Annotated in this window: 21 protein-coding genes; 4 read left to right on the top strand and 17 right to left on the bottom strand. The window is 50.9% G+C overall.

Annotation, left to right across the window (positions count from 1 at the left end):
- The first annotated feature begins 29 nt into the window (after positions 1–29).
- The 3 genes from ttcA (at position 30) to ACO6UX_RS24045 (ending at position 3,617) form a co-directional block, all read left to right on the top strand.
- The gene (gene ttcA / locus ACO6UX_RS24035; RefSeq protein WP_422450856.1) at positions 30–941 is read left to right on the top strand and encodes a tRNA 2-thiocytidine(32) synthetase TtcA; all 912 of its coding nucleotides are present in this window, start codon (positions 30–32) and stop codon (positions 939–941) included.
- A 205-nt stretch (positions 942–1,146) separates the two neighbouring features.
- Entirely contained in the window at positions 1,147–2,913 is a 1,767-nt protein-coding gene (locus ACO6UX_RS24040; protein WP_422450857.1) for an ankyrin repeat domain-containing protein, read from the top strand.
- 374 nt (positions 2,914–3,287) lie between these two features.
- Complete coding sequence (locus ACO6UX_RS24045; protein ID WP_101748834.1) at positions 3,288–3,617, top strand: TraR/DksA family transcriptional regulator; 330 nt, start codon at positions 3,288–3,290, stop codon at positions 3,615–3,617.
- 45 nt (positions 3,618–3,662) lie between these two features.
- Here the strand turns inward: ACO6UX_RS24045 and ACO6UX_RS24050 are convergent, their stop codons facing one another.
- The 4 genes from ACO6UX_RS24050 to hemN all read right to left on the bottom strand — a co-directional run bounded on the left by ACO6UX_RS24050 (position 3,663) and on the right by hemN (position 7,635).
- Positions 3,663–4,202, bottom strand: a complete 540-nt coding sequence (locus ACO6UX_RS24050; protein ID WP_174783948.1) for a hypothetical protein — start codon at positions 4,200–4,202, stop codon at positions 3,663–3,665.
- A gap of 135 nt (positions 4,203–4,337) precedes the next feature.
- Positions 4,338–4,895 (bottom strand): adenine phosphoribosyltransferase, encoded by a 558-nt coding sequence (locus tag ACO6UX_RS24055; protein ID WP_422450858.1) that lies wholly within the window; start codon positions 4,893–4,895, stop codon positions 4,338–4,340.
- Positions 4,896–4,974: 79 nt separating this feature from the next.
- Positions 4,975–5,727, bottom strand: a complete 753-nt coding sequence (gene fnr / locus ACO6UX_RS24060) for a fumarate/nitrate reduction transcriptional regulator Fnr (protein WP_422450859.1) — start codon at positions 5,725–5,727, stop codon at positions 4,975–4,977.
- A gap of 513 nt (positions 5,728–6,240) precedes the next feature.
- Positions 6,241–7,635, bottom strand: a complete 1,395-nt coding sequence (hemN, locus tag ACO6UX_RS24065) for an oxygen-independent coproporphyrinogen III oxidase (RefSeq protein ID WP_422450860.1) — start codon at positions 7,633–7,635, stop codon at positions 6,241–6,243.
- Between the two features lie 430 nt (positions 7,636–8,065).
- On the opposite strand from hemN, the gene ACO6UX_RS24070 reads away from it, so the two are divergent.
- Complete coding sequence (locus ACO6UX_RS24070; RefSeq protein WP_422450861.1) at positions 8,066–8,518, top strand: hypothetical protein; 453 nt, start codon at positions 8,066–8,068, stop codon at positions 8,516–8,518.
- Between the two features lie 50 nt (positions 8,519–8,568).
- On the opposite strand, the gene ACO6UX_RS24075 is transcribed toward ACO6UX_RS24070, so the two are convergent.
- The 13 genes from ACO6UX_RS24075 to ACO6UX_RS24135 all read right to left on the bottom strand — a co-directional run bounded on the left by ACO6UX_RS24075 (position 8,569) and on the right by ACO6UX_RS24135 (position 22,777).
- Complete coding sequence (locus tag ACO6UX_RS24075; protein ID WP_422450862.1) at positions 8,569–9,279, bottom strand: sulfite exporter TauE/SafE family protein; 711 nt, start codon at positions 9,277–9,279, stop codon at positions 8,569–8,571.
- Complete coding sequence (gene ccoS, locus ACO6UX_RS24080) at positions 9,266–9,442, bottom strand: cbb3-type cytochrome oxidase assembly protein CcoS (protein WP_422450863.1); 177 nt, start codon at positions 9,440–9,442, stop codon at positions 9,266–9,268. The genes ACO6UX_RS24075 and ccoS overlap by 14 nt, the downstream gene beginning before the upstream one ends.
- Before the next feature lie 2 nt (positions 9,443–9,444).
- Complete coding sequence (locus ACO6UX_RS24085) at positions 9,445–12,021, bottom strand: heavy metal translocating P-type ATPase (RefSeq protein ID WP_422450865.1); 2,577 nt, start codon at positions 12,019–12,021, stop codon at positions 9,445–9,447.
- Complete coding sequence (locus tag ACO6UX_RS24090) at positions 12,021–12,656, bottom strand: FixH family protein (RefSeq protein ID WP_422450867.1); 636 nt, start codon at positions 12,654–12,656, stop codon at positions 12,021–12,023. The genes ACO6UX_RS24085 and ACO6UX_RS24090 overlap by 1 nt, the downstream gene beginning before the upstream one ends.
- Positions 12,657–12,659: 3 nt before the next feature.
- Positions 12,660–14,063, bottom strand: coding sequence for a cytochrome c oxidase accessory protein CcoG (gene ccoG, locus ACO6UX_RS24095; protein WP_422450869.1), 1,404 nt, complete (start codon positions 14,061–14,063; stop codon positions 12,660–12,662).
- Between the two features lie 157 nt (positions 14,064–14,220).
- Positions 14,221–15,117, bottom strand: coding sequence for a cytochrome-c oxidase, cbb3-type subunit III (gene ccoP / locus ACO6UX_RS24100; RefSeq protein ID WP_422450870.1), 897 nt, complete (start codon positions 15,115–15,117; stop codon positions 14,221–14,223).
- Positions 15,118–15,119: 2 nt separating this feature from the next.
- The gene (locus ACO6UX_RS24105; RefSeq protein ID WP_422450871.1) at positions 15,120–15,338 is read right to left on the bottom strand and encodes a cbb3-type cytochrome oxidase subunit 3; all 219 of its coding nucleotides are present in this window, start codon (positions 15,336–15,338) and stop codon (positions 15,120–15,122) included.
- The gene (ccoO, locus tag ACO6UX_RS24110; protein WP_422450872.1) at positions 15,338–15,952 is read right to left on the bottom strand and encodes a cytochrome-c oxidase, cbb3-type subunit II; all 615 of its coding nucleotides are present in this window, start codon (positions 15,950–15,952) and stop codon (positions 15,338–15,340) included. Before ccoO ends, ACO6UX_RS24105 begins: the two co-directional genes overlap by 1 nt.
- A gap of 5 nt (positions 15,953–15,957) precedes the next feature.
- Positions 15,958–17,415, bottom strand: coding sequence for a cytochrome-c oxidase, cbb3-type subunit I (gene ccoN / locus ACO6UX_RS24115; protein ID WP_422450873.1), 1,458 nt, complete (start codon positions 17,413–17,415; stop codon positions 15,958–15,960).
- A 680-nt stretch (positions 17,416–18,095) separates the two neighbouring features.
- Entirely contained in the window at positions 18,096–19,325 is a 1,230-nt protein-coding gene (locus tag ACO6UX_RS24120) for a hypothetical protein (protein ID WP_422450874.1), read from the bottom strand.
- A gap of 180 nt (positions 19,326–19,505) precedes the next feature.
- Positions 19,506–20,354 (bottom strand): hypothetical protein, encoded by an 849-nt coding sequence (locus ACO6UX_RS24125; RefSeq protein WP_422450876.1) that lies wholly within the window; start codon positions 20,352–20,354, stop codon positions 19,506–19,508.
- Between the two features lie 528 nt (positions 20,355–20,882).
- The gene (locus ACO6UX_RS24130; RefSeq protein WP_422450878.1) at positions 20,883–21,809 is read right to left on the bottom strand and encodes a Dyp-type peroxidase; all 927 of its coding nucleotides are present in this window, start codon (positions 21,807–21,809) and stop codon (positions 20,883–20,885) included.
- A 371-nt stretch (positions 21,810–22,180) separates the two neighbouring features.
- On the bottom strand, positions 22,181–22,777 hold the full coding sequence (locus ACO6UX_RS24135) for an SPRY domain-containing protein (RefSeq protein WP_422450880.1): 597 nt from the start codon (positions 22,775–22,777) through the stop codon (positions 22,181–22,183).
- Positions 22,778–22,798 lie beyond the last annotated feature (21 nt).

Here is a 22,798-nt window from a genome sequence, read left to right on the forward strand (position 1 = left end):
AATTTTTCCTTAGACTCCCTCAGGATAATATGACGACTTCTCTTTCCGGAACTGCAAAGACAGAATTTAACAAGCTGCAAAAAAGGTTGCGCCGCCACGCAGGTCAGGCTATTGAAGAGTTCAATATGATCGAGGATGGCGACAAAGTGATGGTCTGTTTATCGGGTGGCGCTGATAGCTACACGATGCTTCATATTTTGCAGAGTCTCCAGAAAAGTGCACCGATAACCTTTGATTTAGTGGCGGTGAATCTGGATCAGAAACAACCGGGCTTTCCTGAGCATATCCTGCCGGAATACCTGGATGGCCTGAATGTTCCTTATCATATTATTAACAGGGATACCTATTCGGTGGTTAAGTCGAAGATACCGGAGGGTAAAACCACCTGTGGTTTATGCTCGCGCTTGCGCCGTGGCACTTTGTACGCCTTTGCCGAAGATATCGGCGCAACCAAAATTGCCCTTGGCCACCATAAGGACGACATCGTAGAGACCATGTTTCTTAATATGTTCTATGGCTCCCGGCTGGCCGCCATGCCACCCAAGTTACTATCAGACGATGGACGGAACGTGGTGATTCGCCCTTTGGCTTATTGCCGCGAGAAGGATATCAAACGGTTTGCTGAGCAAATGGCGTTCCCGATTATTCCATGCAACCTGTGTGGCTCACAAAAGAACCTGCAGCGTCAGAATATCAAAGCCATGCTGGCTGAGTGGGAAAAAAAGAATCCGAGCAGGATCGAGTCAATTTTTACGGCTATGCAAAATATAGCGCCATCCCAGATGGCTGATACTGAGCTGTTCAATTTCAAGGATCTTAAAATGGATCGTTCTGGCGAGCGCAAGTCCTATGAGCATGAGGACAATCAAACGATCTTTTCCGGGAATATTCCTGATCCAATCGATACCGATATTGACATGGTAAAAATTATTACTATTTAATTTCCCGGCCTCTCAAGCTGAGAGGCTGTGCAGCCAGGCTATGCGAACGTTCAATTCAGATCAGATTGCCAAGGTGCGCCAATAGCAGGCAGGTCAGCTTCTGTGCTGCCTTTCAGGAACCAGTCCACAATTTTTCTGTCAATAGTGTTTATGAAATCACCGGTTGTCCATGAATTCAACCGGGTACACGGTGACCTGAATACTGATGGAAAATTCAATTTCTCCGGTTTCCAACCCGACAGGGCAACCATTAAACGATGTCTGTCCGATTTGTCTGGTTGGATTGTTTGGACACAGCAGGGTAGTGGTTACCCCTTGTCGCCATCGCTATCACGAGCAATGTGTGACCCCCTGGCTTAACAGCCGACAGTTGTCCAGACGAACTTGCCCGGTCTGTCTTAATTGGGCCCTGCCACTGATGCGAGAGGGTGGGGCGAAGCTCTATGAGTACTCAGCTTACAGCGAGTCAATGCCCCTGAGTTGCTGTCGCTCCGGAAACCTGGCACAGCTTCAGCAGTTGCTGACCCTCGACCCGAGTGTTGTCTTTGCCCTGTTTCGTACCGGTGATACAGGTCATCATGTCCGTCTGCTGTACATGGCCGCCAGCAATGGGCAAATGGGTTGCGTCAGGGCTTTGGTGGCAGCGGGGGCTTCGCTGGATGTCCCGGCCATCAATAACGGCATGACCCCACTGCACGTTGCCCTGGTCAATGGCCACCTTGATGTGGTTAATTTTCTGATTCAGTCCGGTGCGGGTCTCAATCTGACTAACCGGGATGGTCATACCGCCCTTCATCTGGCAGCCAGGCAGGAAGACGGTCAGTTTGCCGAAGCATTGATTCTGGGAGGGGCAAACCCTGCCACCAGGGACAGTCATGACCGAACAGCACTGCATATTGCTGCCCTGGAAGGCCGTTGTGAGTGTGTCAGGATACTGGCCCGGAACCCGGGCATTATTGATACCGTGGACAGCCGTGGCAGGACCCCCCTGATTCTGGCGACCAAGGCCGGCCACAGGGCGGTAATGGATATTCTCATCAGCAATGGGTGTAACATGACCATAGCCAGTCGGCATGGCCGGGTGGCAGTTCACCATGCGGCCACCGGTGGTCATGGCCACTGCCTGCGATTACTTGCCGATAAAGGTGCGAACCTTGACGCAGTGACCCCCGTTGGCAGAGCGGCGATACACTACGCTGCCATGCGAAACCATAGTGAGTGTCTGGAAATCCTGATTGATAACAACGCCAACGTTGAGGCGTTTGTCAATTGTGGCTGGAATGCCCTGCACCTTGCTGCTTATCATGGGCACCTTGAAAGCGTGCAAACCCTGATCCGAAGGGGGGCCAATATCCAGGCCTTTACCAACGGCAATAGCGTTATGACAGCACTGCACATAGCCACCAGATGCAACCATCTTGGGTGCGTCAGGGTCATTGTTGAGGCTAACGTGGATTTTTCGGCAAGGGACTCGGCTGGCAACACGGTGTTACACGACGCCGTCACCTACGGCAGTTATGTGTGCCTGCGCATGTTTATTCGCTCCGATGCCGACCTTGACATGACCAACGCAGAGGGTAAGACCGCACTGCATCTGGCTGTGCTTAAACACCGTTGCAATAGCCTGAAAGCCCTGATCCAGGTAGGTGCTCAGCTTGATGTTAAAGATAATTCCGGCCGTACTGCCATGCACTATGCCGTTGATATGTCCTTTATTCATTTCTCATTTGATGCTTCCCTCAGCCTGCTGATTCGGGCGAAGGCGGATCTGAATATTCCCGATCAAGACGGCAATACCGTTCTGCATATGGCGGCATTCAATGGCAACCTGAAAGTTGTCAGGATGCTGTTGAATGCCGGCGCAGATCATCGGGTGAGAAACAGACATGGCAGGACTCCCCTGGTACTTGCCAGACAGCTCAATCACACATCCTGCATCGACAGGCTGAAACGACTGCCTTATGTGATGTAATGCCTGGTTATCGACCACTCAGCCTGTTAATGGTTACGAGATCAAGAGGAGGGACTTTGTCAGCCTCCTGGACTCCGCTTCAGGCTGAACGGAGATTGTTCACATCAAACTCATTGAATTGATGTACCAGGTGGGAAAATGTTTTTCCGGATTGAAACTGAATATTACGTTTACGGTATCAATGATCTACTATTTGAATTCATGATTTTGGAAAGAATCAGTACGCCGCAGGTTGGTAATTACCTTATCCGTTTTTGTGAGTGGGGATAAGGTTCTTCGGCGTTGTTTTATGGTAAAGAGTGACCTTTTGACACAACCATTCTTTATAGAATAAACAGCAGGATTCTACAGTATTTTTGTGCAGGGGTAGCAAAATGACAGATCATGATAAGTGGCAGAAATGGTTGATGGCTCGCAGGGATGAGCTGAATACGCGTCTGGGTAAAATTAAAAAGGATGCTTCCCGAAAAAACAGTGCAGACTGGTCTGAGCAGGCGCAGGAACGGGAGAATGATGAGGTTATTGATGCACTGGGTAACGAGGCGGTGATTGAACTGGGTAAAATTAACCGCGCCCTTGATCGTATAAATGAGGGCGATTACGGTTTCTGCCTGTCCTGCGGTAAGGAAATTCCGGTTCAGCGCCTTGAGGTTATGCCTTATGCTGACCTTTGTGTTCAATGTGCTGAGGCCAAGGGGTTGTAGGGGAGCATCATCAAGGCGATAAGGGAGCAGGCAGGCTGAATCCTGTTATGCCGGTTTGGCTGCAGCCTGGTTAAAGTACGTTGACTCCTCTGTGGAGCAGCCTGATTCAATAATCATCTTTTGATAGCTTTCGCAGAAGCTCTGGAGTGTTCCGGGGTTTCTGCTGTGGAAGTGCTTTTGCCATAATCTGGCCATGGCAGTGATGTCTTCTTTATCAATATCTTCGATCTGAATACCGCAGCGGTGATAGATAAGCCAGGCAATGGCGGTGGCGTAAACCAGGTTGGTCGCCAGTTCATGATGGGGGTGGGAAAGAAACTCCCGCTGGCTGGCCAGTCCCCGAACTTTGCTGGATAAGTCAGCGTTTGGTGCCAGAAACAGGTCCCAGATATTGCGGTGCATGCGAGGAGAAATCTGATAGATACCGAGTGCCTGGTGATTGGCCTGTTTCAGATGAAAACCAAGCCCGGACTCTCTGGCTGCGGTACCAAGCAGCAGGTTCTCAGCAGTAGGGCTCCACATACCCAGATGCTTGAGTGCGGGGCGAACAACATAGTGCCTTAGTTCCTTGGCGCATATTCCCATTTGCAAAGTCCTTTTCCCGGGTAGATCCCGGTCTGTGCGTCCTGTAACTGCGGGAGGGGCTCTCAGATCCAGACATTAACCCTGGATCTAAGAGACATATCGTATCATCCCTGAAATTCTGAACTGAGGGTGGTTTTACTCACCGGCAAAATTGCACAGGGCATAGGTTGGAATGCCCGCCGCATTGAGTCTGTCAGCGCCCTTGAGGTCTGGCAGATTGATGATAGCTGCAGCTTCCAGTGTGCTGGCTCCTGCTTGTCGAATCAACTGATCCCCAGCCAGCAGTGTGCCTCCGGTGGCGATAAGGTCATCCACTAACAGAATTTTTTCACCGGCCTTAATGGTGTCTTCATGCATTTCCAGTACGGCTTTGCCATATTCAAGGTCATACTCGACACTGAGGGTTTTGCCTGGCAGTTTGCCTTTCTTGCGAAACAGTGCCAGCGGCTTGTTCATGATATAGGACAGTGTCGAGCCAAGCAGGAAACCGCGGGCATCAAGCGCGCCAATGCGATCAAAAGTCTGGTTCTCATAACGCTGAACCATGACATCCACGGCCTTACGCCAGGCTTCCGGGTTTTCAAACAGTGTGGTGATATCCCGAAACAGGATGCCTTCATGGGGCCAGTCCGCGATGGTTCTGATTTGCGTTCGCAGATATTCCTGAACGGATGAACATTCGTTTGTATGCATGGGAGGGAGCATGCCGCTGTCAGTCAATGGATAAAAAGGAAGAAGCCACCTCAAAGGGTAGCTTCTTTAGAGGATAAAGTCAGGCGTTGGTAGCAATCGGTTCCAGTGTTTTTCCCCCGGCCAGGGCACAGAGTTCAACCGAGTTGCGAATTTCGATTTCCTTGCCCACGGCGGAGATCAGGCCGTTTTTCTGGAATCGGGTAAATACACGACTAACCGTTTCTACCGCCAGACCCAGGTAGTTCCCCATCTCATTTCTCGACATGGACAGACGGAACGACTGGGAAGAAAAACCCCGGCGACGAAAACGGCTGGCCAGGTTAATCAGGAAGGTGGCAATACGTTCATCGGCGTTTTTCTTGGACAGCAGCATCATCATTTGCTGGTCTTCACGGATACGCTTGCTCATCAGGCGCATCAGATGTCGGCGCAATTCCGGGAATTGATCGGAAAGGGTTTCCAGTTGCTCAAAAGGAATCTCGCAGATCATGGTGGTTTCCATCGCCTGGGCCGACACCGGATAGGTATCCGTATCCATACCGCTCAGGCCAAGAATTTCGCTGGGCAGGTAAAATCCGGTGATTTGTTCCTCACCTTCATTGGTCGCTGTGTAGGTTTTGAGAGCCCCTGAGCGAACAGCAAAGACACTGGTAAAGGGGTCACCTTCCAGAAACAGGTGTTCGCCTTTTTTCAAAGGACGCCCACGCTTGATAATGTGATCCAGCTGATCGATATCCTTAATGCTCAGTGCCAGTGGCAGGCACAGTGAGCTGAGGCTGCAGTCTCTGCAGGCCACATGGCTCGGCTGTCGGACGTTGGGCTTTGACGTCATTGAGAGGCCTCAAAGTCGTATTTGGCGAAATTCGACACTGTTTATGGAAAACCAAGTGTATGAAAAGTGTTACCGGAGTGTAAATCAGGTATGTACGCAACCGGGCAGACCCAGGGTAGGGGTTTGGTGCTGCTTCAGCAATGCGTCATAAACTGCGGTGGTTCCGGTGAGCTCTCATCTGCCGTGTCATCTATCAAGCTCAGGGCTGACCCTGATCATGGTATGGTCATGGCTCCTGGTGGTTGTGTGTCTTTATCCCTGAAAATCAATCTGACATTGTCTTATGTCACAGGATTAAATTTTCGTTCGTGGTATTTAACGGACATGGCAGATTTTGCACTTATGTTTCAAGTAAATCAATGTGATAGTGGTGGCAAGTCGTCGTCAGTTTCAGTTTTTTTCTGATAAACCGGTGAGCTGCAGAGAGGTTTCGGTTCTGTGCGGGATGATCAGTCGTTGTCGGTACTGGCGGGAGAGGGGCTCCGGAGCCTGGTGATTGCTCCGGAGTGTTACTCAGATAACCTTTGAGAAGAGCGTCTTCTCTTTCATCTCCGGTTGATGGAGATAGTGGTCGAACTGCATACAGATGTTACGGATCAGCAGTGTTCCCTTTGGCAGTACTTCCAGCAAGCCATCGCTATTGAGACTGATCAGGCCGTCTGCCCTCATCGGCTCCAGCCTTGCCAGCTCATCCCGGAAGTAATCCCTGAATTGAATATCAAACCGCTGTTCAATATCGCTGAAGTTCAGTTTGAAGTGGCAGATCAGCTGGGTAATCACTGCCTGGCGGACTTTGTCATCAGCGGTCATCTTCAGGCCGCGAACCACTGGCAACTGCTGTTCATTGATCATTGCACAGTACCGGGCTTCATCGGTGCTGTTCTGGATATAAGTGTCGCCTACCTGGCTGATGGCAGACACGCCCATGCCGATCAGGTCGCAATGACCATGGGTGGTATAACCCTGGAAATTCCGGTGCAGCGTGCCTTCTTCCCGGGCAATGGCCAGTTCATCGTCTGGCAGGGCAAAGTGATCCATACCGATGTAGATGTAGCCCTGATCCAGCAGTTTTTCCGTGGCCTGATGCAGAATGTCCAGCTTCACTTCCGGCGCAGGCAGATCCTGCTCATTAATTCGGCGCTGTGGTTTGAAGCGGTGGGGCAGGTGGGCGTAGTTAAACAGGGATAGCCTGTCCGGGGCCATATCAGCCACACGATCGATGGTTTCCATAAAACTGTTGGTGGTCTGGAAAGGCAGGCCGTAAATCAGGTCCATGTGTACCGAGCGGAATGCCATGACCCTGGAAGCATCAAGAATGGATTGAATCATGCTTTCAGGTTGAACCCGGTTAACGGCTTGCTGAACTTTGGGGTTCAGGTCCTGAACGCCCATGCTGATTCGGTTGAAGCCAAGGTCCCTCAGGGTGCCCATCATGGGCCAGTCTACTTCCCTGGGATCCAGTTCAATGGAGTAGTCTGCGGTATCGCTTTGGGTCAGTTGGAAGTGCTGACGGATATGGCCCATCAGATCCCTCATCTGATCTCTGCTCAGAAAGGTCGGTGTGCCGCCGCCAAAGTGCAGTTGCTCGACCCGCTGTTCCTGACTGTAGAGTGCTGCCTGCATCTCTATTTCACGAAACAGGTATTCCAGATAACTATTGGCGCGCCCACGGTGTTTGGTGACAATTTTATTACAGGCGCAGTAATAACAGACATGGGAGCAGAACGGGATATGAAAGTAGAGTGACAGGGGATTGATGGCCCTGGCACTGGAGTGGGCATTGTGATGATATTTCTCAATATCAAAGCTGCCATCAAACTGCACCGCCGTGGGATAGGAGGTATAACGCGGGCCTGAGTGGTTGTATCGGTGAATCAGGTCTTTATCCCAAACTGGTGCGGTATTCATTATTGCTCTCGGTAATCTTCATGTCTTATTAGTCAGTGTGTTCGCCTTCTGGTCGGTCTTTTTGTGCCGGAAAGGGTAAGGCAAAAACAGTCGGTATTACGTCATGATGTTTTTGGCTAGTTTAGAAAGATTTTCAAGGTTGTTCTTTGATCGGTGTCAATAGGTATGAACCGAACTGGCATGCCTTAGTGGTTCGTCTTTAGGGCATGTGATGAGGATTGTGTCCAACGTGGCGTGAAGTTGTTGAGGTTGGCTATTGTATCTGCCATCTGGTTATTAATCGAGCAAATAATGCTTTGGCTGGCAGGGTTGTGCTGAAAAGGGTCTGATTGATAGTGATTGGTGGGTTCATTGAATGTGCTATTTTTGCTGCTAGATCATAAAAATTCACAAATATGTCCTGGTCACTGATCAGACAGGAGGAGTAATTATGGGTGCAGACATACATATGTATGCTGAATTCAGAAATAGTGTCGGGCAATGGGAAGAAATCCCGGGTTACGAACCTTTTTCAGATCGCAATCGTCATGTCTTTTCATTTTTTTCCGAGGGTTTTGTCAGAAGCGATTATGACTGGGGCTCCTGGCATGTTACTCCGTATCCCATTATTGAGGAGGCTCGGGGGCTGCCCGGAGATGTCAGTCTTTCCATCAAGGCCAAGTCTGATGAATGGGGAACGGGTGGATCTGGCCACTCCTGGCTGTCTGTTGATGAATTGGTTTCTTACGACTACAACAAGCCTTTAAGAGAAAGGGGCGTTGATGTTCCCGAAGAGTTTGTCAAGCTTACGATCAGGGAATCGTTGGGGGAAAAGTATTTTTTGGAGTTGGCTGAGTTGCAGAAGCAAAAAGCGGAGCGCCTCGTCTTTTGGTTTGATTTCTGATTCAAAACTTTAAGAGCCTCCTAGGAGGCAGAACTTTTTTTTTCCTTTTATCACATATGGTGATGGTGCAGCATGGACATCAACCACCTCTGGTGTGCGCCGGGCATAGACCACAAGCCAAAAAGGATAATCAGCAACCCCGCCAGGTTGCGGGTGATACTGGCTTGGATAATGCCGCTGAGCTGTCTTGAGAACGCACCAAGCAGGAACACTGAGGGTATGGTGCCTATACCAAATGAGGCCATTAACAGCGCACCCTGTACCGGTTTTCCCTGAGTGGCGCTCCAGGCCAGGGTGCTGTAGACCAGGCCGCAGGGTAACCACCCCCAGAGCATGCCAATGGCGAGGGCATTGGGAAAGTTTTTGATGGGCAGCAGTGCTTTGGCCTTGGGCTGGATATGTTGCCAGAGCTTATGTCCGATCTTTTCCAGATGTGTCAGACCACGCCACCAACCGGTCAGATAAAGCCCCATGGCGATCAGCATAATGGCCGCAAAATAGCGCAGTCCCATCTTTACTTCCGGGCTGATACCGCCCAGGTACCAGCCAATGCTGGCCAGAAGGAGACCAGCGATGGCGTAGCTGGTAATTCGTCCGAGATGATAGGTCAGCATCAGCCAGAAGATCTGTGCACGGGACTTGCCTGCCAGGGAGAGGCTGAGGGCGGAAGTAATGCCGCCACACATGCCGATACAGTGGGCGCTGCCCAGTATGCCCAGGGTTAATGCGGAAAGTAAGGTGGGGACTTCATTTATGGTCATGTGAATCAGCTTTTGGTATCTGTTGAGGCTCATCAAAAAGAATGCTGTGGGCTGGCCCTTCAAGGTCGTCAAACTGACCGTCGTCTACTGCCCAGAAAAAGAGTTTGATCGCTACAGCGATCAGGATCAGGGCCAGAGGGATCAGAATAATCAGGCTTTCCATGGTCAGGCAGCTCCTCTGGGTTCAAGGTGGGCGTAAACTTCTTCTGACTCGGTCGGTGCTTTGGGCAGTTTTCCCGGGCGGTTCAGTCGCAGGGCGTTGGCCACCACGATCAGTGAGCTGAGCGCCATGCCGGTAGCGGCCATCCATGGGGCAATCATGCCTGCTGCGGCCAGGGGCAGGGCGGCAAGGTTGTAGCCAAGGGACCATGCCAGGTTTTGCCGGATAATTTTCCGGGTTCTTATGGTCAGGTTAAAGGCATCGGCCAGTCGCTCAAGGTTGCCGGAAATCAATACTGCATCTGCACTGGTGCGCGCCAGGTCTGAGGCGTTGCCCATGGCCATGGAGATATCCGCCCCCGCCAGAACGGGAACATCATTGATGCCATCACCAACCATCAAGACTTTGTGGCCCTGACTCTGCAGCGTCTGGATATAGCGCAGCTTGTCATCCGGGCTGCTTTCAGACTTCCATTGCCGTATACCCAGGGATTCAGCGGTTGCCGCCACCACCGGCTCGGCATCACCACTGAGCAGGGTTACGGTTTTGCCCATCTGTTGCAGCCGTTGGATTGTGTGGGCGGCCTCAGGGCGCAGGCTGTCGGTAATCCTGAACCAGCAGAGCGGTTGCCAGAGTTTCTGGTCAGTACTTTCTGACATCAGCAACCACTGTCCATCCTGTTCTGGCGTTGCCACATTGCCGGATGGACAGACAAAGTCGGGTCGTCCGATGCGGTAAAGGCGGTTGCCAATGGTGCCTTCTATCCCCTGGCCAAGATGGTTTTTCACCTCGCGAGCCTGCTCATGCAATGACTCAACGGTGTAGAAAAAGGCTCTGGCGATAGGGTGTTCAGAGTGTGCTTCCAGGGCTGCTGCCCGCTGAAGCAACGCTTCTTTTGAACTGTTGCCGTTATCAAGAGAAACCACCTGGCTTAACGACAGTTCCCCTTTGGTTAAGGTGCCGGTTTTATCAAAGATCACATGGTCGATGGTTTTCAGGCCTTCCAGAACATGACCACGGGTCACCAGCAGGCCAAGGCGGTGCAGATAGCCGGTAGCCGCAGTCAGGGCGGCAGGGGTGGCCAGGGACAGGGCGCAGGGGCAGGTCACCACCAGAACCGACAGGGTAATCCAGAACGCGTCTTGTGGCGCAATGCCGGACCAGCCCCAGTACACACAAATGGCCACCAGCAACACACAGGCAACAAACCAGCCGGCCACCTTATCGGCAATTTTCGCGATGGCGGGCTTATCCTGCTGTGCCCGTTGCAGCAGCTGGATAATGCCGGCTACCCGGGTCTCTTCGCCTACTTTGCTTACCTTAAGCTCAATGGGATGGTCCACATTGATACTGCTGCACAGCAGTGTGTCACCACGCTGCTTTTCGATGGGCAGGTACTCTCCGGTCAACATGGCTTCATTCACGCTGGTGGAGCCACTGATCAGAATGCCATCTGCGGGAATGGCATCGCCGGGAAGAATTCTAACCTTGTCGTCTGGTTGCAGATCGGCCACCGGGACGCGCTGATAGTGACCGTTGACTTCTTTCAGGCAGCTGGGCGGCAGCAGATTGGTCAGCGCCCGTGCAGCCCTGGCGGTTGCATGGCGGGCACGAAGCTCAAGGTAGCGACCGGTCAGCAGGAAGAAGGTAAACATGGAAACGGAGTCGTAGTAGACTTCGCCAGAGCCCTCAGCGGTGGAATAAATAGAGCCATCAGCGATGGAATAAATAGAGCCATCAGCAAGGAAATAAACGGAGAAGGTTGCCCACAGGCTGGCCAGATAAGCGCCACCAATGGCAATGGATACCGGAACATCCATGCCGAGATGCCGTATTTTGATATCCCGCCAGGCCGCCTTGAAGAAGGGCGCAGCAGAGTACAACACCACAGGCGTGGCAATCACGGCGCTGAAGATCCGGATCAGGTCCCGGTAAATGTCCGGCATATCGTCACTGATGGCACCGGAATAGAGGGCGATGGCATACATCATCACCTGCATGGCACCAATACCGGCAATGGCAAGCCGTCGTATAAAGGTGCGGTTTTCGTTTTTCAGCAGGGCTTCCTGCTGGTCGGCACGCCAGGGGAACGCTTTGTAACCGATTTTGTGAATTTCCAGCAGAATGGTACTTAAGGGGATTTCGCTGTTATCCCAGGTGATCTGTGCCTCATGGGTGCTGAGGTTGACACTGGCCCGGGCAACACCCGTCAATGATTCCAGATGGTTTTCCAATAACCAGATACAGGCGGCGCAGGTGATGCCGTCTATCAACAGACTGGCAGTGAGGTGGTTATCCTGGCTTTGGGAAGCCGGGCCTGCGGGTCTGACAAAATCCTTTTGCACCTCTGCACGGTCATAGATCTGCAGTTCTTCCTGAAGTCGCTGATTCAGGTCAGTGACCTGGTTGGCGCTTTCGGTACGGTGCCGGTAATAATTCTCCAGACCGACGGCCACGATGGCCTCGGTCACTGCCTTGCAGCCCGGGCAACACATGGGCTGCAGTGTGCCTTCAACGTCTGCAAAAAATACCACCGGCTGGCTGACCGGCAGTGTGCAATGAAAGCAACGGGTATCGGTCATCAGGCATCCGGGTTTTTCAGGGTAGTTGGGGTTCCCGGTGAGACGACGGCCTCCAGGGTGATCTTCCAGCCGGTCTCATAGCCCACTTCCGGAATCAGCTCATCCAGGGTTTCCAGTTGCAGGTAGTAACGACCGGTAACCAGGGCGTCCAGCTGGCCAACATACATTGGGTTTTGCCCGGGTTGTGCCGGGTTAGAATCTGCGGCTGATTTGGCGCTGATGCCAAAGGAGCGGTTCAGCACAATGGTTCTGTCTTTGTCTTTAAATACCGGAGAAAGAAAGCTGAGTTTTAGCTGCCCGGGCCACACCTCCGGATTTCCCTGCATCGTCACCCGGACTTCGCCAATCAGTTCATCAATGGTCAGTGTACCGGCAACGGCCAGGCTTCGGGCATTTTCAATCCGGGTCATGTCCTGGTTGATGGTTTTGCCGTTTTTGTAATAGTCATCAATCACCACGCTGTCCTGATGGGTAAAGGCGGTGTAGACCTGAAAGCCGCCCCAGGCAAAGGTGACCAGCAAAATACCCACGATGTACCAGGCCCAGGGTTCCCGGTACCAGGGGGTAAAAGGTTCCCTGTTGGTGGCAGGCTGGCCTCCTGCCGGGTTATCTCTGCTGGTTGTTGATTGCGTCATGGTTCAGGGTTTCCTCTCTGGTCCGGGCACCATAAATCGGCTTTCAGCGGTAATGGCTTCCAGTCCGGGCTGGCTGGAACTGATGCTGAAGCGAACCGGCCGGGTGCTGGGGGCTCCATCAATTAACGGCGCGATAACCCTGATGATTTCCTGCTGCACACTGCCCGGCTCTGCCACAATGGCGGTTCTGCCCGCTATTTTCAGATTCTCGATACCAGCCACCTGTATTTTGATGAGATGAGGTTGCTGGTCTTTGTTAGCGACTTTCAGTGTGTAGATATTTTCTACCTGCTCATCATTGATGACCCGGAAAAGGACATTTCTATCCCTGAGTACTTCCAGCTCCAGCGGAATTCGATGGCCAAGGCTGAACATAAACAGGCAGATCATAATGAACAGTGCTGAACTATACCCGATCAGGCGGGGACGAAGCCAATGGGTCGTTTGGCCGGAAAGTTCGTTATCGGTGGTGTAGCGAATCAGGCCTTTGTCGTAGCCCATTTTGTCCATGATGGTGTCGCAGGCATCGATACAGGCGGCACAGCCTATACACTGATATTGCAGCCCATCACGGATGTCGATACCCGTAGGGCAGACTTGTACGCAGACACTGCAGTCCACACAGTCCCCCAGCCCCATGGTTTTGTGATCAGCGCTTTTCTTGCGTGGGCCACGCTGCTCACCGCGATGCTTGTCGTAAGCAACCACCAGGGTATCGTTATCGAACATGACGCTCTGGAAACGGGCGTACGGGCACATGTGAATACAAACCTGCTCCCGCAGATAACCCGCATTGCCATAGGTTGCCAGGGTGAAGAAGCCGAGCCAGAAAATACCCCAGGGGGCAACATCGAAGGCGGCGATGTCCAACACCAGTTGCCGGATGGGAATGAAGTAACCGACAAAGGTGAGCGCCGTAGCAAAAGCGATACTCAGCCAGAGTGTGTGTTTGGCACTTTTGCGCAGAAATTTCCCGAGGGACATGGGCTCTTTGTCCATCTTCATCCGGCGGTTGCGTTCACCTTCCGTGATGCGTTCTGTCCACATGAATACCCAGGTGAAGACGCTCTGGGGGCAGGTGTAGCCGCACCAGATTCGTCCGGCAAACACCGTCAGTGCAAACAGGCCAAAGGCGCAGATAATCAGTAGCCAGGACAGCAGGATAAAGTCCTGGGGCCAGTAGGTGGTGCCAAGGATATGAAACTGCCGGGCGGGCAGGTCAAAGAGCACGGCCTGACGGCCATTCAGATTGATCCAGCAGGTGCCAAAAAAAAGCAAGAAGAGAAATGTACCGCCAGCCAGACGAAGCGTTCGGAAGTGGCCCGAAAAGCTTCTGGTGTAAATCTTGTCAGGCTTCTGATACAGGTCGATCAGTTCCGGTTCCTGGTTGGCATTGTCTGTGTTCATAGAGCCCAAATATACCGTTAAGGTTTTATTGGAACCACAAAGGCACAAAGGCACAAAGTTTTTTCAGGCTTGCCTGAGCTGGGCTTAGCAAAAAAAGCGCCCTTTGTGTCTTTGTTCCTTTGTGGTTCATAGTTTTTTGTCCCTGCGCCTGAGCAAATCATTCAGCCTTGTGGGTCAGGCTGTAAACGTAAGCCGTCACCAGATGAACCTTCTCTTCACCAAGAATATCGTTCCAGGGTGGCATAACGCCGTTTCGTCCCTTGCGGATGGTGTATTCCACTTGCGCCTGACTTGATCCGTACAGCCAGATATTGTTGGTCAGGTTCGGAGCGCCCAGGGCATGGTTACCGGTACCATCGGCGTTATGACAGACGGCACACGTCGTACTGAAGATCTTTTCGCCAGCGGCCAGGTCCGCTTCGCTGGCACCGCTGTCAATACCAGACAGTTCACGGGTATAGCTGGCAACCTGCTTCACGCCGGTATCACCGATCACGGCACCCCAGGCGGGCATTTGTCCCTGACGACCGTGGGCAATGGTGGCCTTGATGGCGTCCGGAGTGCCACCGTAGAGCCAGTCGTTGTCAGTGAGATTCGGGAAACCGAAGTTGCCACCGGCATCCATACCGTGACAGAGGGCACAGTTGTTGATATAGACCCGCTCACCCATTTTCAGAGCCCTGGGGTTGTTAATCAGCTGTTCAACCGGAGTGGCGGCGTAACGGGCAAATTCAGGGGCATATTTGCGGTCATGCTTGAGTTGATCCTGTTCCAGCTCATTCACCTGAGTCCAGCCAAGGACGCCTGTCCACTTACCCATACCCGGGTAGAGAATCAGATAGCCGACAGTGAATACCAGGGTGGCGATGAACATGATAAACCACCACTGCGGCAGTGGGTTATCATACTCCTCAATGCCATCATAGGCGTGACCGGTGGTCTCATCGGTCATATCCCTGCGCTGGCCCTTGCGAGTTGCAAACAGAACCCAGGTGACCAGTACAAGGCAGGCGGTGGTCAGCAGAACAATCCACCAGTGCCAGAAATTACTCATCGTTATACAGCTCCTCTTTTCTGGGAGTTCTTATGGGTTTCCCGGTGGCTGCCTGTGGCATCGGTATTCTCAGCACCCTCCTGCTGGTCATCAGCAAATGGCAGGGCGGCGGCTTCATCAAAGTCGCCTTTACGTCGGCTGCCGTAGGCCCAGAAGACCACCGATAGAAATGCGACCAGGGCGACCAGTGTCGCCAGTCCTCGAATCGTATTGATATCCATCAGCGCTTACCCGAAATAACTGTGCCCAGTCCCTGGAGATAAGCCACCAGGGCGTCCAGCTCGGTTTGTCCTTTGACGGCATCCCGGGCACCGGCAATATCTTCATCGGTGTAGGGAACACCCAGTGTCCGCAACGTTTCCATCTTTCTTGCGGTCAGCTTGCCATCCAGCGTGTTCTCTGCCAGGAATGGGTAGGCGGGCATAATGGACTGAGGCACCAGATCACGTGGGTTAATCAGGTGGGCACGGTGCCAGTCATCGGAGTAACGGCCGCCAACCCGGGCAAGGTCCGGACCGGTACGCTTGGAACCCCAGAGGAATGGGTAGTCATAAACGGATTCGCCAGCCACCGAGTAGTGGCCATAACGCTCCACCTCGGCACGCAGCGGACGAATCATCTGGGAGTGGCAGCCTGCGCAGCCCTCACGGATATAGATATCACGGCCTTCCAGCTGCATGGCGGTGTAAGGTTTCAGGCCCTCCACGGGCTGAGAGGTCTCTTTCTGGAAAAACAGCGGGACGATTTCCACCAGGGAGCCAAAACTGATGGCAACGACCACCAGTATCACCATCAGGCCCAGGTTCTTTTCAACAATATCGTGTTTGCTCGCCATTATTATTATCTCCCTTCAACCGGCGCAGTGGTCGGGTTGAGTTCGAGGGACTCTTTATCGGAAGAGGGCTCCTCCGACTCTCTGGCAGTGCGGTATACGTTATAAGCCATTGTCAGCATGCCAAGAACAAAGAAGGCACCACCAATAGCACGGACAATGTAGCCGACGCCGCTGGCTTCTACGGACTCAATAAAGCTGTAGGTTAACGTGCCGTCTTCGTTCACTGCACGCCACATCAGGCCCTGGGTGATACCGTTTACCCACATGGCAACGATGTAAAGAACGGTGCCGATGGTGGCCAGCCAGAAGTGCATATTGATCAGGCCAACGCTGTACATCTGTTCCTTGCCGTACAGCCTTGGAATCAGGTGATAGAGCGAACCGAATGACACCATGGCTACCCAGCCCAGGGCACCTGAATGCACATGACCAATGGTCCAGTCGGTGTAGTGGGACAGGGCGTTAACGGTCTTGATGGCCATCATCGGGCCTTCGAAGGTGGACATGCCATAGAAAGAGAGGGAAACCACCAGAAAACGCAGGATCGGATCGGTCCGCAGCTTATGCCAGGCACCGGAGAGGGTCATGACCCCATTGATCATGCCACCCCAGGACGGTGCCAGCAGCACCAGTGACATAACCATGCCCAGGCTCTGGGCCCAGTCCGGCAGTGCGGTGTAGTGCAGATGGTGCGGGCCGGCCCAGATGTAGATGGCAACCAGCGCCCAGAAATGCACGATGGACAGACGATAAGAGTAAACCGGACGCTCCGCCTGTTTGGGCACGAAGTAATACATCATGCCCAGGAAACCAGCGGTCAGGAAAAAGCCTACCGCATTGTGGCCATACCACCACTGGATCACGGCATCCATGGCACCCGCATAGGCAGAGTAGGACTTGGTCAGGCTAACAGGTAACGAAGCACTGTTAACGATATGGAGCACGGCAACCGTAATAATGAAGGCACCAAAGAACCAGTTAGCCACATAGATGTGCTTACTCTTGCGCTTTATGATGGTGCCAAAGAAGACCAGCGCGTAACTGACCCAGACAACGGCGATCAGAATATCAATGGGCCATTCCAGTTCGGCGTACTCTTTGGAAGAGGTAATACCCAGGGGCAGAGTAATGGCTGCCGCAACAATCACCAGTTGCCATCCCCAAAAGGTGAAAGCGGCCAGCCGCGGCATGGCCAGTGTCGCCTGACAGGTTCGCTGGACGATGTAATAGGACGTTGCAAACAGGACACAGCCGCCAAACGCAAAAATCACCGCATTGGTGTGCAGTGGCCGCAAGCGTCCAAAGCTGGTCCAGGGTAAGCCCAGGTTGAGTTCGGGAAAGACCATCTGAGAGGCAATCAGCAGGCCTACCGCCATACCAACAACTCCCCAGACCACGGCCATGATGGCAAACTGCCGAACTACTTTGTAGTTATAGGTCGGCTGTAACGTTGCAGTGCTCATGCTCCATGTTACCTTCGGGTTATGCTTATAAGATTTGATGGTTATTGTGGGTAAACCGAAATGGGATTGTATTGATACGGATCAATATCCGGTCAAAAAATGAGCCAGTTGCTTCTGTTCAAAGGTAGGGGGTTACGCCCCGGGAGTTGCAGACTTTTTCCAGGAAAAAGCGGAATGTGTGTGCTGTTTTTTAGCGTTTTTTCCTTATGATAGTGCTTGTTTAGTTAACTACCCTGGCCCCGTTGCCAGAGCACTTGAGTGCACAACTCCATTGGAAAATCAAAAGCACCCCTGCTTTCCCCTTGCCAACCTTCTAAACAGGCTTTGCTGTACCGACAGTTCTGACTTTCTTATGTCCTCATCTGGTTATCGGGAGCATATACTCCGCCGATCCCGCGGCAATCATACAGAAATATAAGAGTGGCTGCTAATGCTTTTTCGGTCTTTACTGGTGTGTTCTGTCAGCTTTTTTAAGAGCCGGGTACCTGGCTGGATTGCCCGGAACCGGTGATGATGACGGACAGCCAGTCAGGGATATGTCACGGGGCAGGGGGCTGGCAACGGAACCTTCCACCCAGTGAGATATCCCCGGGTTCTGCAATTTTCCGGATAGCCTCCCAAGCTAATGGATCAGATTGACCCAAACGTCAGTTTGTCTATCTGATCCGTAAACGCCTGGTTCAACCGGATTGATTGGACTCCGCCAGCCATAAGGCAATTCTGGCAAACGGTGGCTCAGCCTTGTACTTATTGGCAGTCTCGCTTTTGAAGAACGTTCTGGTGAAATCATCACTACCTTTCAGGCCCTTAGCGGCAATCTCGTTGCTGAGTTCTTTCTGCTCGTCAGCCTGGCCATGGTTCAGTATGCTGTGTGCTTTGGCTAAATGTGTAAGATTCTCCGGATTGATACCAAGTTTGGCAAATTTGTCTGCAAATATTGAATTTCTTGCGACAAATGAAACCAGCAAGGCTGCATCATTGGTCAGGGTAGCGCGGTTGTCTGCACCCTGTCTGGCCAGTAATTGTTTCAGGTGATACGGTTGATTACCCTGCAGCAGTTTAGTGATGTCTTCATTATTGCCCAGCATGTCGATCAGCTCTGAGTCGGAGTCGAACAGCTGTTGTTGTAACGCCATGATCTCTTTTGCCAAATTATCTGCACACAGCTTCTGCCGTGGGTAGATCAGGCTTCCAGTTAGCTTGCTGACTTGTTCCCGGTCGAATTGGTCAAAAGTTATTGACTCTTTGAAGTTACCGATTCCGGTATTGCCAGCGATCTGCATTTTGGCCATCCTTAGTGCATCTTTCAGTTGATCCATTTCTTTCGTTTCAAAGTTTGCTTCCGAGAATTGGGAGTCAATAAAACTATTCATTAACTTATCCCGAAAAAAACTGAAATTTTGCGATGTCATGCCATAGCCCGGAGGCAGGGTAATCGGATTATCGTTGTCCATGTCGGCGCTATCCTTTAACTTCTGGCAGTCATCCTGATTGTCAGGATTCTCATGCAGTTTGCTGTTAGCAAACGCTTTGAGGGAATCAATATCATGGCAGTTGGTGAGGGTCAGGAGGATTTGAATGGCTTTGAGCTGGGTGGACTCTTGAACCAGGATATTATCCAGATTAAAAGCACTGGTGAAATTTTGGCACATTAGTGCAATATCGCTAGCGTCAAGCCCTCCAGTATCTGGCTTTTCAGTACCTGTCTTTTCAGTTTCAGACTTTTTAGCATTCAGGATGACCGATATATTCTCGTTGAATGCGTTCAATCGGGTTGCCAGCATTTCGGCTCCCGGCTGATTGTCGAAGCTGTCAGCCGTAAACTGAGGGACTGATTGTGCTGCTGGGGCCGGTTGTTCGGTTGATTGAGTTGATAAGGGTAATGGGACTTTTGCAGATTCAACGTGCATGTAACCACCTGTTTCGTAGGAGTTTTGTTGTTATGGTTTATTGTCAAAACTGGCAATGTTTTGGGTATAAACCGGTTGGTCTTTGTGTCCATCTGCCTGCGTTGCAGCAATCCGGACACTATCGTAGACCATTGACTACCGAATTAGTTTCATTAAGCTGTCTGGAGAGAGTGGCACTCCTCACTTTGGCTTTGGATGAGACATAACGACAAGCAGTAACCTTTTCTCCAGAGGTGTAGCCAGATGCTCTCCAGTTTCAACCGGAACATACTTACAATCAGCACCTCGATGAACAAGATGACCCTGATTGTTTGTGAAAGCAAAACCACCACCGTTAAGTGGGTATTCGTGCTCTTCATCAGTCCCCTCATCAGCAAAGAATGAAAAAATAGAACCCGTTTTAATTTTTGCTGTTTGCAATCCTCCTCCTGTGTAATACGGAGCATTCTTTTTAATAACCGAATCATCATTCATCAACATCACGAGGCTATAATCCCCCCCGTCACGATGCCATCTACCTCCAGATATACCTTTTCTGGAAATGTAATTCCGTAATATCGACACCCGGGATATGTCCATTGGCTGATTATGCAATGAGAATTGCCTGGCCAAAGTCTCTACACCTTCTCTTGCCAGTTTAATCAATGCCGGATGACTGGTCTGTAATTGATGTTCAAAGCTTTTCTGATCAATAATCTGACATTGATGATCAAATTTCACTGTTGTTTTGGTTTTACCATCAATCCGAACTAAAGGAAGAGCGTATTGTGAATTATTAATTCCTCTTACCACTTGTGAGCAATATTTGGATTTCATAGATGAAGAAGAGGAATTTTCAATAAAATAAGCAGAATCTTTCTTTATAGCCTCGTTGGCATTTTTAAACGTTTCCTCACCGACAACCTTATGTACAGTCCAGAATTTATCCCCGAATTTAACATCCACCGTTGCAGTTGAAGTAGAGGCCTCTTTCGTTGCAGGAACAGCCATTGATCGCTGGAAATTAACGTCAGAAGAGAGTGAAATCATTTTTTTTAACTCCAAATGAATATGCTTGTAAGCGACTAACGATTCGTGACTGGTTATTTAACCTGAGTAGTTAACGATTTTCTTTCGCATAAATCACTAACCAGTAAGTCAGTTATGGTAACAATGTGATACCTGCAATTATGTAGAACATTAGTACTCATAAAACCTGTTATATTGTCACTGTATCCCGTGCTCCACAGGATTTCAGGCTTAATTACCGTCCAATAAATTTGGTTAAATCCTGATTGCGACAGGCGAGCCTGAGAATGTGGGAAGTTTTATAAACTGAAATCATTCGTTGAAATCCAGTGGGTTCGACTCCCATCCGTTAAAGATTAACCAATGGATTGACTCTAAATGGATTTCATTGGGTTAACTGCTTAACATTCGATTATTACTCCTCATTCCGCCTTGCCCAGATGCCTGGAATGGTTTGTTCGTTATCATATTTAGAAAGCGTAACGGGTATGAAAAAATTCATCAGAAAGCACCTCAGAAGAGGTGCTGACAGTGGTTACTGATTTTCGCTCAATTATTCAATGCCAAAAATTCACGAGAGGGCGCAAAGAAAGCACAGCCAGTGACTGGCGTTGAAAAATTCATCAAATGATCATAGTGACCATGGGCATCGGCTTTAATCATCGCTTTCAGCATCAGATTAAAATGTTTTGGTGTCTTGCCATAGGCAATAAAGAACAGGCCTGACTCCCTGGCGTCACCATAAGGCATACTATGGCGGAGAATCTCCATACTGTTGCCGTGTTCGTCTTTCAGGTTGACCCGTTTGATATGGGCTATGGGAGCCTTCTGTTCAGCACTGAACTCAATATTATCCTCCTTGGTGCGCCCCATAATGGTTTCCTGATCTTTCAGCGGACACTGTTCCCACTCTTTTAAATGGTGAACATAGCGCTGGGTGTGGATATAGCTGCCCCCTGCAAACGGGCTATCCTCTTCCCCCACAAGCGCGACATCTGCACGGTGCTCACCTTCAGGGTTTTCTGTGCCATCGACAAATCCGGTCAGATCACGGCTGTCCAGATACCGGAAACCGCTGATGTCTTCCTGAACCTGCACGTTATTGCCCAGCAGACGAAGCACCTGGCTCATCAGCAGAAAATTAATATCCTTTCGGTCTGAGCGAATGTGCAGCAGCAAGTCGCCGGGAGTTGCAGGCGCTTCCCGATCAGCGTCTTTGATGGCCATAAAAGGGCGCAGAGCCCCGGGTTTGCTGCCGGAATAAAGCCGGTCCCAGGCAGCACTGCCAATACTGATGGTTGAGCTGAGCCTGGCATCGGGGTATTGCCTCGCCAGAGTTTCAGTAAGCTCTGGAATGCCGGAGAGCGTCTGGCGGATTTTCAATAGACTATCGCTGTCGTTTTCTTTGATCGTCAGTATCAGAAATTGAGCGTTGGTATTGGCATCCGGAGTGATGCCGGACTGAGGCGTTGGCATGGTCTTGAACCTTGAAAGTCTATGTATCGAATAAAATCGGTGTCTGGTTGTGGTGGTCTGATCATTATATTAAGTAGTTGGCCAAATGGAATCGTATATTTCTGGCTAAGTGGGCAGTTGCTATGCAAGGCGCAACGTAGGGAGCATAGCCGTAGCTATGTGACCGGAGTTGCAACGCCGCACGACTGCATGGATGCAGGAGATAGAGCAACGCAGGAGCAGTTGCCGGGAGTGACTGACAACTTAGTCAGAAATATATGATTTCATTTGGTTAACTACTTACCACCACGGAGCATTTGTTACTGTCAGGGATCAATGTTGTATAGACGTCAGGGGTGAATCATTTTGGTGATGAAAGCAACCAGTGAAGATTATTCACTCTGCGGGTGAGTATTTTCATCAATGCTATCAAGGTCAGTTATTGATTTGTCAGCAATGAGTCTTTTCAGTCCCGGAGAGGTAGGAAGGTGGTCGATCTGCTCTGCAAATTCCAGCCGGTTTCTTAATGCCAGTTTTGACAGGTCTTGCAGCAAGAGAGGAGTGGGGTTACAGCCTTTGTTATAGGCGACTGAGATTTCTGCGTCCCCCCAAACAGAGGAGACAGCCAGGAAAACGGTTTTATGTTTTAGCCCAGAAAACGCGTCTCCCAAATATTTCTCGTTGGTTTTGAAGCCGATTGTTCCTGTATTCATATCTATTATGCAGCTTATTTTGCTGGGTGCAGTAAATACCCCATCCGCTTTGTCTTTGGGGTAATTGCCCATGGTTTGGCCGTTATGAATCAGTTTATTGTTTTTTATGTCCCAGCCCCAGGAGGACTCTGTGCTACCAAGAAGATTGGTATAAAAGATTTCATTTTTAGGGGTTCCTGCCAGTGCAACCCCAATCACTGCATAAGATCCTCGCATCTTTGTCGGCCATTCAACATCCAGAATATGTATGCCTTTTGAAAAGCCGGTATCTGACATGGCAAGGTCGGTACTCTGGAA

This window comes from Endozoicomonas sp. ALB091, from assembly GCF_049310265.1.
Lineage (GTDB): Bacteria > Pseudomonadota > Gammaproteobacteria > Pseudomonadales > Endozoicomonadaceae > Endozoicomonas.

What these genes read in the sequence shown, in the direction of transcription:
- ACO6UX_RS24045 (WP_101748834.1), top strand. Translation starts at nt 3,288, where the DNA reads ATGACAGATCATGATAAGTGGCAGAAATGGTTGATGGCTCGCAGGGAT.
- ACO6UX_RS24055 (WP_422450858.1), bottom strand. Translation starts at nt 4,895, where the DNA reads ATGCATACAAACGAATGTTCATCCGTTCAGGAATATCTGCGAACGCAA.
- ACO6UX_RS24135 (WP_422450880.1), bottom strand. Translation starts at nt 22,777, where the DNA reads ATGTCAGATACCGGCTTTTCAAAAGGCATACATATTCTGGATGTTGAA.
- ACO6UX_RS24090 (WP_422450867.1), bottom strand. Translation starts at nt 12,656, where the DNA reads ATGACGCAATCAACAACCAGCAGAGATAACCCGGCAGGAGGCCAGCCT.
- ACO6UX_RS24125 (WP_422450876.1), bottom strand. Translation starts at nt 20,354, where the DNA reads ATGATTTCACTCTCTTCTGACGTTAATTTCCAGCGATCAATGGCTGTT.
- ccoG (WP_422450869.1), bottom strand. Translation starts at nt 14,063, where the DNA reads ATGAACACAGACAATGCCAACCAGGAACCGGAACTGATCGACCTGTAT.
- ACO6UX_RS24085 (WP_422450865.1), bottom strand. Translation starts at nt 12,021, where the DNA reads ATGACCGATACCCGTTGCTTTCATTGCACACTGCCGGTCAGCCAGCCG.
- ttcA (WP_422450856.1), top strand. Translation starts at nt 30, where the DNA reads ATGACGACTTCTCTTTCCGGAACTGCAAAGACAGAATTTAACAAGCTG.
- ACO6UX_RS24130 (WP_422450878.1), bottom strand. Translation starts at nt 21,809, where the DNA reads ATGCCAACGCCTCAGTCCGGCATCACTCCGGATGCCAATACCAACGCT.
- ccoN (WP_422450873.1), bottom strand. Translation starts at nt 17,415, where the DNA reads ATGAGCACTGCAACGTTACAGCCGACCTATAACTACAAAGTAGTTCGG.
- ACO6UX_RS24075 (WP_422450862.1), bottom strand. Translation starts at nt 9,279, where the DNA reads ATGACCATAAATGAAGTCCCCACCTTACTTTCCGCATTAACCCTGGGC.
- ACO6UX_RS24040 (WP_422450857.1), top strand. Translation starts at nt 1,147, where the DNA reads ATGGAAAATTCAATTTCTCCGGTTTCCAACCCGACAGGGCAACCATTA.
- ccoP (WP_422450870.1), bottom strand. Translation starts at nt 15,117, where the DNA reads ATGAGTAATTTCTGGCACTGGTGGATTGTTCTGCTGACCACCGCCTGC.
- fnr (WP_422450859.1), bottom strand. Translation starts at nt 5,727, where the DNA reads ATGACGTCAAAGCCCAACGTCCGACAGCCGAGCCATGTGGCCTGCAGA.
- ccoS (WP_422450863.1), bottom strand. Translation starts at nt 9,442, where the DNA reads ATGGAAAGCCTGATTATTCTGATCCCTCTGGCCCTGATCCTGATCGCT.
- ACO6UX_RS24050 (WP_174783948.1), bottom strand. Translation starts at nt 4,202, where the DNA reads ATGGGAATATGCGCCAAGGAACTAAGGCACTATGTTGTTCGCCCCGCA.
- ACO6UX_RS24070 (WP_422450861.1), top strand. Translation starts at nt 8,066, where the DNA reads ATGGGTGCAGACATACATATGTATGCTGAATTCAGAAATAGTGTCGGG.
- ACO6UX_RS24105 (WP_422450871.1), bottom strand. Translation starts at nt 15,338, where the DNA reads ATGGATATCAATACGATTCGAGGACTGGCGACACTGGTCGCCCTGGTC.
- hemN (WP_422450860.1), bottom strand. Translation starts at nt 7,635, where the DNA reads ATGAATACCGCACCAGTTTGGGATAAAGACCTGATTCACCGATACAAC.
- ACO6UX_RS24120 (WP_422450874.1), bottom strand. Translation starts at nt 19,325, where the DNA reads ATGCACGTTGAATCTGCAAAAGTCCCATTACCCTTATCAACTCAATCA.
- ccoO (WP_422450872.1), bottom strand. Translation starts at nt 15,952, where the DNA reads ATGGCGAGCAAACACGATATTGTTGAAAAGAACCTGGGCCTGATGGTG.